At 70.6% G+C, this 8,115-nt stretch carries 7 protein-coding genes; 6 read left to right on the top strand and 1 reads right to left on the bottom strand.

Annotation, left to right across the window (positions count from 1 at the left end; genetic code table 11):
• The coding region (locus AB3X52_RS10160; protein WP_496559905.1) for a phosphotriesterase family protein at positions 1-446 on the top strand (446 nt) is incomplete at its 5' end.
• Between the two features lie 3 nt (positions 447-449).
• Here AB3X52_RS10160 and AB3X52_RS10155 read toward each other — a convergent pair.
• Positions 450-1,598, bottom strand: a complete 1,149-nt coding sequence (locus tag AB3X52_RS10155; protein WP_367993877.1) for an acyl-CoA dehydrogenase family protein — start codon at positions 1,596-1,598, stop codon at positions 450-452.
• A gap of 93 nt (positions 1,599-1,691) precedes the next feature.
• Between AB3X52_RS10155 and AB3X52_RS10150 the strand changes: the two genes are divergently transcribed.
• The 5 genes from AB3X52_RS10150 (at position 1,692) to AB3X52_RS10130 (ending at position 8,099) form a co-directional block, all read left to right on the top strand.
• Positions 1,692-2,294: a MerR family transcriptional regulator gene (locus AB3X52_RS10150; protein WP_367993875.1), complete on the top strand. Its 603-nt coding sequence runs from the start codon at positions 1,692-1,694 to the stop codon at positions 2,292-2,294.
• Between the two features lie 54 nt (positions 2,295-2,348).
• Entirely contained in the window at positions 2,349-3,560 is a 1,212-nt protein-coding gene (locus AB3X52_RS10145) for an acetyl-CoA C-acetyltransferase (protein WP_367993873.1), read from the top strand.
• 41 nt (positions 3,561-3,601) lie between these two features.
• Positions 3,602-5,776 carry a 3-hydroxyacyl-CoA dehydrogenase NAD-binding domain-containing protein gene (locus tag AB3X52_RS10140; protein ID WP_367993871.1) on the top strand — a complete coding sequence of 725 codons (2,175 nt, stop codon included), beginning with the start codon at positions 3,602-3,604 and terminating at the stop codon, positions 5,774-5,776.
• Between the two features lie 105 nt (positions 5,777-5,881).
• Positions 5,882-6,592 (top strand): ABC transporter ATP-binding protein, encoded by a 711-nt coding sequence (locus tag AB3X52_RS10135; protein ID WP_367993869.1) that lies wholly within the window; start codon positions 5,882-5,884, stop codon positions 6,590-6,592.
• Positions 6,567-8,099, top strand: coding sequence for an amino acid adenylation domain-containing protein (locus AB3X52_RS10130; protein ID WP_367993867.1), 1,533 nt, complete (start codon positions 6,567-6,569; stop codon positions 8,097-8,099). The genes AB3X52_RS10135 and AB3X52_RS10130 overlap by 26 nt, the downstream gene beginning before the upstream one ends.
• Positions 8,100-8,115 lie beyond the last annotated feature (16 nt).

Here is an 8,115-nt window from a genome sequence, read left to right as displayed (position 1 = left end):
CGCCGATCACCGTCCACACCAGTCCGCACAACGAGGGCGGGCTGATCGCCCAGCAGGTGCTGCGGGAGGAGGGCGTCAACCTGACGAAGGTGGTCATCGGCCACTCCGGTGACACCACCGACCTCGCCTACCTCACCAAGCTGGCCGACGCCGGCTCGCTGCTCGGGATGGACCGGTTCGGCCTCGACGTGCTGCTGCCGTTCGAGCAGCGGGTCGACACGATCGTCGAGCTGGTGCGGCGTGGGTACGTCGACAAGGTGGTGATCGCGCACGACGCGGCCTGTTTCATCGACTGGTTCGACCCGGTCGCCAAGGAGCAGGTCCAGCCGCGGTGGAACTACCGCCACATCAGCGAGGACGTCATCCCGGCACTGCTCGAGAAGGGGGTCACCGAGCAGGACCTGCACACGATCCTGGTCGACAACCCTCGCCGCTGCTTCGAGTAGGCGTCAGATCCCGAGGAAGCGGCCGATGATCTCCTTCTGGATCTCCGTGGTGCCGCCGTAGATCGTCTGGATCCGGCTGTCGACGTACGCCTTGGCGATCGGGTACTCGTTCATGTAGCCGTAGCCGCCGTGGAGCTGCACGCCCTGGTCGGTGACCTTCTTCTGCAGCTCCGTGCACCACCACTTGGCCATCGAGGCGAGGGAGGTGTCGACCTGGCCTGCGTTGAGCTTGAGGATGCAGTCGTTGATGAAGACCCGGGCGATGTGGGCCTCGGTCGCCATCTCGGCGAGCAGGAACCGCGTGTTCTGGAACTTCCCGATCGGCCGGCCGAAGGCCTCGCGCTCCTTGGCGTAGTCCAGGCAGAGCTCGAGCACCCGCTCCACGCCGGCGACGCCGATCGTCGCGACCGAGACGCGCTCGCGCGGCAGCTCGGTCATGAGGTGGATGAAGCCGCCGTTCAGCTCACCGAGGAGGTTCTCCTTCGGGACGCGGACGTTGTCGAAGAAGAGCTCGGCGGTGTCCTGGGCCTTCATGCCCATCTTGTCGAGGTTGCGGCCCCGCTCGAAGCCCTCCATGCCGCGCTCGACGACGATCAGCGAGATGCCGTGGGCGCCGGCCTCGGGGTTCGTCTTGGCGACCACGATGACCAGGTCGGACAGGATCCCGTTGGAGATGAACGTCTTCGAGCCGTTGAGGACGAAGTGGTCGCCCTCCTCGACGGCGGTGGTCCGGATGCCCTGCAGGTCGCTGCCCGCGCCCGGCTCGGTCATGGCGATCGACGAGATCAGGTCGCCGCTGGCGAGGCCCGGGAGCCAGCGCTGCTTCTGCTCCTCGGTGCCCAGGTGGGTGATGTAGGGGACGATGATGTCGGTGTGGACCGGGAAGCCGAGGCCGCTCGCGCCGACCCGGGTGATCTCCTCCGCGAGGACCGCGTTGAAGCGGAAGTCGTCGATGCCCGGCCCGCCGTACTCCTCCGGCACGTCGAAGCAGAGCAGGCCGGCCTCGCCGGCCCTCTTCCAGATCTCCCGGTCGACCTGGCCGTCCTTCTCCCACTGGTCGTGGAAGGGGACGACCTCCTTCTCCAGGAAGGCCCGCGCGGTGGCGCGGAAGTCCTCATGCTCTGCTTCGCAGATCGACGGCCTCTCGGGCATGACACTCCTTGGCACCTCGGCATTCGGATGACAGCGTCACTGTGACAGCATGACTGGCACAGTGCAAGGTCGTCGGCTGCTAGCCTCCGCCCCATGACCCAGGACGTCGAGCAGGCAGGCCTGACGATCGACGAGCTGTCGGCGGTCACCGGGCTCTCGGTCCGGACGACGCGCTACTACGCCAGTCTCGGCCTCATCCCGCCGCCCGAGCGGCGTGGCCGGATCGCGGTGTACGGCGCCGCCCACCGCGCTCGCCTGGAGCTGGTCACTGCGCTGCAGGACCACGGCTTCACCCTGAACGCCATCGAGCGCTTCCTGGCGCGCATCCCGGTCGACGCCACGCCCGAGGACCTCGCCGTCCAGCGCACGTTGATCACGTCCTGGACCTCCGAGGCGCCGGAGGACACCGATGCCCGGCTGCGCTCGGAACTGCTCGACCTCGGGCTGCGGCCAGATGCGCTGGACACCGCGGCCGACGCCGTACACCGCCACATGGGCGCCCTCGCCGACGACCTCACCGCGATCCTGCTCTCCGACATCATCGAGCCGTTCCGGCGCACGCCCCACACGCCCGAGGAGGCCGCCCGGCTGCAGGAGGCGCTCCCGCGGATCCGTCAGCTCGTCCTCGAAGGCATCGTCGCCGGCTTCCAGGCCTCGGCGAACGCGATCATCACGCGGTCCCTCGAAGGCGAGTGAGCAAAATAAGTGACCCGCTGGTAACCGTGACAGTTCTAGTGTCACAATCGGCTCATGGCTGAAGCATTCATCTACGACCACCTGCGCACTCCGCGCGGACGTGGCAAGAAGACCGGGGCGCTGCACGAGGTCAAGCCCGTCGACCTGGTCGTCGGTCTGCTCGACGAGGCGCAGAAGCGCAACCCCGCGCTCGACACCGACCGGATCGACGACGTCGTGCTGGGCGTCGTGTCGCCGATCGGCGACCAGGGCATGGACATCGCTCGCACCGCCTCCCTCGTCTCCGGGCTCCCCGAGACCGTCGCCGGCGTCCAGCTCAACCGGTTCTGCGCCTCCGGCCTGGAGGCGGTCAACCAGGCGGCCGGCCGCGTCCGGTCCGGCTGGGAGGACCTCATCATCGCCGGCGGCGTGGAGTCGATGAGCCGCGTCCCGCTGGGTGCCGACGGCGGTGCCTGGGCGATGGACCCGATGACCTCCTTCGACACCAGCTTCGTCCCGCAGGGCATCAGCGCCGACCTGATCGCGACGATGGAGGGCTTCAGCCGCACCGACGTCGACGACCTGGCCGCCGAGTCGCACGCCCGGGCGCACCACGCCTGGGAGTCCGGCTACTTCAAGGACGCCGTCATCCCGGTGCACGACCGCAACGGTCAGGTCGTGCTCGACCACGACGAGCTGATCCGTCCTGGCACCACGGTCGAGTCGCTCGCCGGCCTGAAGCCGTCCTTCGCCGACCAGGGCCGCGACGCCGGCTTCGACGACGTCGCGCTGGCGAAGTACCACTGGATCGAGAAGATCAACCACGTCCACCACGCCGGCAACTCCTCCGGCATCGTCGACGGCGCCGCGATCATGCTGATCGGCAACGAGCAGGTCGGCAAGGACTACGGACTGACCCCGAAGGCCAAGATCACCTCCGCCGCCGTCATCGGCTCCGAGCCGACGATCATGCTCACCGGTCCGGCGCCGGCCGCCCGCAAGGCCCTCGCCAAGGCCGGCCTGACCCCTGCGGACATCGACCTGTGGGAGATCAACGAGGCCTTCGCCGCGGTGGCGCTGCGCTTCATGAAGGACATGGGCATCTCCCGCGACGTCACCAACGTCAACGGCGGCGCGATGGCGATGGGTCACCCGCTGGGCGCCACCGGCGCGATCATCCTCGGCACCCTCGTCGACGAGCTCCAGCGGCAGGGCAAGCGCCGCGGCCTCGCCACGCTCTGCGTCGGCGCCGGCATGGGCATCGCCACGGTCGTCGAGATCGTCTGAGCCACGCGAGAGCGACCGAGAGAGCGACAGAGAGCACTGACATGACTGACGTTGTGAACTACGACATCGACGCCGACGGGATCGTCACCCTCACGATCGACGACCCCAACCAGGGCGCCAACACGATGAACGACGACTACGCCGCCTCCATGGCGGCGGCCGTCGAGAGGCTGTACGCCGAGGCCGCCAAGGATGAGCAGAGCGTCACCGGCGTGGTCGTCGCCTCCGGCAAGAAGACCTTCTTCGCCGGCGGTGACCTCAAGAACATGATGAAGGCGACGCCGGCCGACGCCGGTGAGATCTTCGCGCAGGTCGAGGGCATCAAGGCCACGCTGCGCAAGCTGGAGACCTTCCCGAAGCCCGTCGTGGCCGCCATCAACGGCGCGGCCCTCGGTGGCGGCCTCGAGATCGCGCTCGCGACCAACCACCGCATCGCGGTCGACGACCGCTACGACATCGGTCTGCCCGAGGTCTCCCTCGGTCTGCTGCCCGGTGGTGGCGGCGTGACGCGCACGGTCCGGATGTTCGGCATCATGACCGCGCTCATGGACATCCTCGGCCAGGGCACGCGCTTCAAGCCGGCCGCCGCGAAGGAGAAGGGCCTGGTCGACGAGCTCGTCGGCAGCCAGGAGGAGCTGCTCCCGGCCGCCAAGGCTTGGATCAAGGCCAACCCCGACGCGTCGGCCCAGCCGTGGGACCAGCCGGGCTACAAGCTGCCGGGCGGTGCGCCGTCGTCGCCGAGGCTCGCCGCCTTCCTGCCGGCGTTCGCGCCGATCCTGCGCAAGCAGATGAAGCAGGCCGACTACAAGGCGCCCAAGGCGATCCTCGCCGCGGCCGTCGAGGGCGCGCAGGTCGACTTCGACACCGCGCTCCGCATCGAGTCGCGCTACTTCACCTCGCTCGTCACCGGCCAGCAGGCGAAGAACATGATCCAGGCGTTCTTCTTCGACCTGAACTCGATCAACTCCGGGGCGCTGCGTCCGGACGGCTTCGACAAGTACGTCCCGACCAAGGCGGTCGTGCTCGGCGCGGGCATGATGGGCGCCGGCATCGCCTACGTCCTGGCCCGGGCCGGCGTCGAGGTCGTCCTCAAGGACGTCTCCGTCGAGGCTGCCGAGAAGGGCAGGTCCTACACCGCCGGCCTTAACGAGAAGGGCGTCTCCCGCGGCAAGATCACGCAGGAGCTGGCCGACGAGATCCTGGGCCGGATCACCGCGACCGCCGATCCGGCCGATGCGGCGGGAGCCGACCTCGTCGTCGAGGCGGTCTTCGAGGACGTCGCGCTCAAGCAGAAGGTGTTCGCCGAGATCGCGCCGTACCTCGCCGACGGCGCTCTGCTCTGCTCCAACACCTCGACGCTGCCGATCACCGACCTCGCCAAGGGCATCGACCGGCCGGCCGACTTCATCGGCCTGCACTTCTTCAGCCCGGTCGACAAGATGCCGCTGGTCGAGATCATCTGTGGCGCCGAGACCTCCGACGAGGCGCTGGCGAAGGCCTACGACGTCGTCCAGGTCATCAAGAAGACCCCGATCGTCGTCCAGGACGCCCGTGGCTTCTACACCTCGCGCGTCATCGGCACCCAGATCGAGGAGGGCCTGGCCCTGCTCAAGGAGGGCATGGAGCCGTACTCGCTCGAGCGTGCCGCTACCTCCGCCGGCTACCCGGTCGGCCCGCTCCAGATCGCCGACGAGCTCAACCTGGAGCTGATGGTCAAGATCGCCAAGACCACCCGTGAGGCGGCCGGCGAGGAGACCCTCACCACGACCGAGCAGGTCTGCGGCGCGATGATCGAGGCCGGCCGGCCGAGCAAGCTCAAGGGCGCCGGCTTCTACGAGTACGTCGACGGCAAGCGCACCTCGATCTGGACCGGTCTCGGTGAGCTGTTCCCGGTCGCCGACGACCAAGTCCCGTTCGTCGACGCGAAGGAGCGCATGCTCGTTCGGGAGGCGATCGAGACGGCGAAGTGCTTCGAGGAGGGCGTGCTCACCTCGGCGGCTCACGCCAACATCGGCTCCATCTTCGGCATCGGCTTCCCGCCGATGACCGGTGGTGCGGCGCAGTTCATGACCGGCTACGAGGCCGCCGACGGCTCGATCGGGCTTGACGCGTTCATCAAGCGCGCCGACGAGCTGGCCGACAAGTACGGCGAGCAGCTGCGGCCCACGCCGTACCTGCGCGACCTGGCGGCGAAGGGCGAGACCTTCCCCGCCTGATCCGGCGGTGGCGCGGCTGGTCCGAGCGGGCGGGGGGCCTCGTCCGTTCGGACCATTCCGCGCCGATCGGCTGCAGGGCCGTGGCGCGGCGGCGACGATGGGAGCGTGACCACCGAACCCGCCGTCGACGTCCGCGGCCTCCACGTCCGCTTCGCCGAGGTGGAGGCGGTGAACGGCGTCGACCTTGTCGCGTACGCCGGCCAGGCGACCGCCCTGCTCGGCCGCAACGGTGCCGGGAAGTCGACGACCATGCGCGTCCTCGCCGGCGTCGTGCCGCCGAGCGCCGGCTCGGTCCGGGTGGCGGGGCTCGACGTCCGGGCCGACGTCCTCGCGGTGAAGCGCCGGGTCGGCTACTGCCCCGATGTCGGCGGGCTCGTCCCCCGGGCGACCCCGTGGGAGCACCTCCAGCTCGCCGCCCGGCTGCGCCGGCTCGACGGCTGGGAGGGCCGGGCCCGGGACCTGCTCGAGCTCTTCGGGCTCGGCGACGTCGCGCACCGCGTCACCAGCGGCTTCTCCCACGGGATGGGACGACGGCTGTCGGTGTTGCTCGCGGCGTTCCACGAGCCGGAGGTGCTCCTCCTCGACGAGCCGTTCGACGGCGTCGACCCGGTCGGGGTCGAGGCCACCCTGGAGATCGTCAGCGACGCGCGTGCGCGGGGCGCCTGCGTCCTGGTCTCCACACACCTGCGCGAGCTCGCCATCGAGGCCTGCTCGTCGGTCACCGTGCTGCGCGGCGGCTCCCGGGTCGCGAGCGTCGCCGCCGGTGAGATGGCGGGGGAGGAGGGGGCGCGTGCCTATCGCAGCCTCCTCGACTGAGCGCCTGCGCCGTGAGGCGAGGGCGGTCGCCGACGTGGCGCACCTGCTGCGGTTCCGGACGACCACGCTCTCCGGCCGGCGCCGGGCGGTCCTGGTCGGGGCGTTCGCCGTCCTGACGGCCGCGGCCGTCGTCGTACCGCTGTCGCTGCCGGGCGCCGGTGACTCCGCTCGGGCGCTCGACGTGCTCACCCTCCTCCCGACCGCATACGCCGGCTTCGCGCTGCTCGCGATCGTCTCGGGCGTCGCCTCGGGCGGCGGTCGAGAGCTCGTCCCGCACGAGGAGCTCGTCGCCTATCCGGTCAGTCCGACGACCGACCACCTCGGTGCGCTCCTGCTGGCGCCGCTCAACGTCGCCTGGCTGCTCCAGAGCTGGACCCTGCTCGGCCTCGTCTCCTACGGCGTCGGGGGGATCCACCTGCTCGCCGCGCCCCTGCTCGGGGCGGTGCTCTGGATCGCCGCCGCCACCGCGATCGGCCAGGCGGTGGCCTGGCTCGTCGAGGGCGTACGCCGCCGGCGGCACGGCCTCGGCGTCGTACGCCTCCTCGCGGTCGGTCTGGTCGGCACCGGCGCGGTCCTCCAGGTCAGCCACCGGCTGGCGCCCATGCTCGACGCGCTGCCCACCCGATGGCTGGTCGTGGGTGGGCTACACGGGTTCGACCGCCGGTGGTGGTTGACGATCCTGGTGCAGCTCGTGCTGCTCGCCGGCGCGGTGGTCGCCGGCGGCATACCCGCCCATCTCGCCGCGCGCCTCGTGCCCCGTGACGAGCTGCGCGCGGAGAGCGGGTCGCACGCGCCGCGGCGTACGCCCCGCTCGGACCTCGGCGTCCTGCTCCGCATCGACCGTGCCTCGGTGTGGCGGGCGGTGCCGATGCGTCGCGGGCTCGCCGTCCTGGCGGTCGCGCCGGGGCTGATCGCGCTCGCGGGGGCGCTGGCGTGGGAGCAGCTGTTGCTCCTGCCGGGCCTGGTCGCGTCGGGCGGCGCGCTGCTGTTCGGCGTCAACGCCTGGTGCCTCGACGGGCGGGGCGGCCTGTGGCGCGAGTCGCTGCCAGTCGGGCCGGGCACGGTCTTCGCCGCGCGCGCGATCGTGCTCGCGGAGTTCCTGGTCGTCGCATCGGGCGTGACACTCGCCCTGGGCGCGCTCCGGGCCGGCGTCCCGACCATCACCGAGCTCAGCGCGACCGTCGCGGTCTGGCTGCTCGTGACGCTCCAGGTCGTCGGTGGTGCGCTGCGCTGGTCACAGCTGCGGCCCTACGCCGTCGACCTGCGCTCCGCCCGGGCGACGCCGGCACCGCCGCTGGCGATGCTGGGATACTCCACCCGGCTGGCCGTCACCACGACCTTCACGTCGGTGGTCTTCCAGCTCCTCGCGCGGACCGACGCGTGGGCGGCGCCGCTGCTACTCGCTGCCGCGTTGGGCTGTTGGTCGGGCCTGCGCCTGCTGCGGACCCGGGATGCCTGGGTCGACCCGGTCGTCCGCGCCCGGGTCGTCACGACCGTCGCGCTCTGAGCGGCGCCGGAACCGA

It is taken from the genome of Nocardioides eburneus, assembly GCF_040838215.1.
In the GTDB taxonomy this organism is placed as follows: domain Bacteria; phylum Actinomycetota; class Actinomycetes; order Propionibacteriales; family Nocardioidaceae; genus Nocardioides; species Nocardioides eburneus.
Note: the sequence above shows the minus strand (reverse complement) of the source record. Positions and strands in the feature narration are given on the sequence as shown.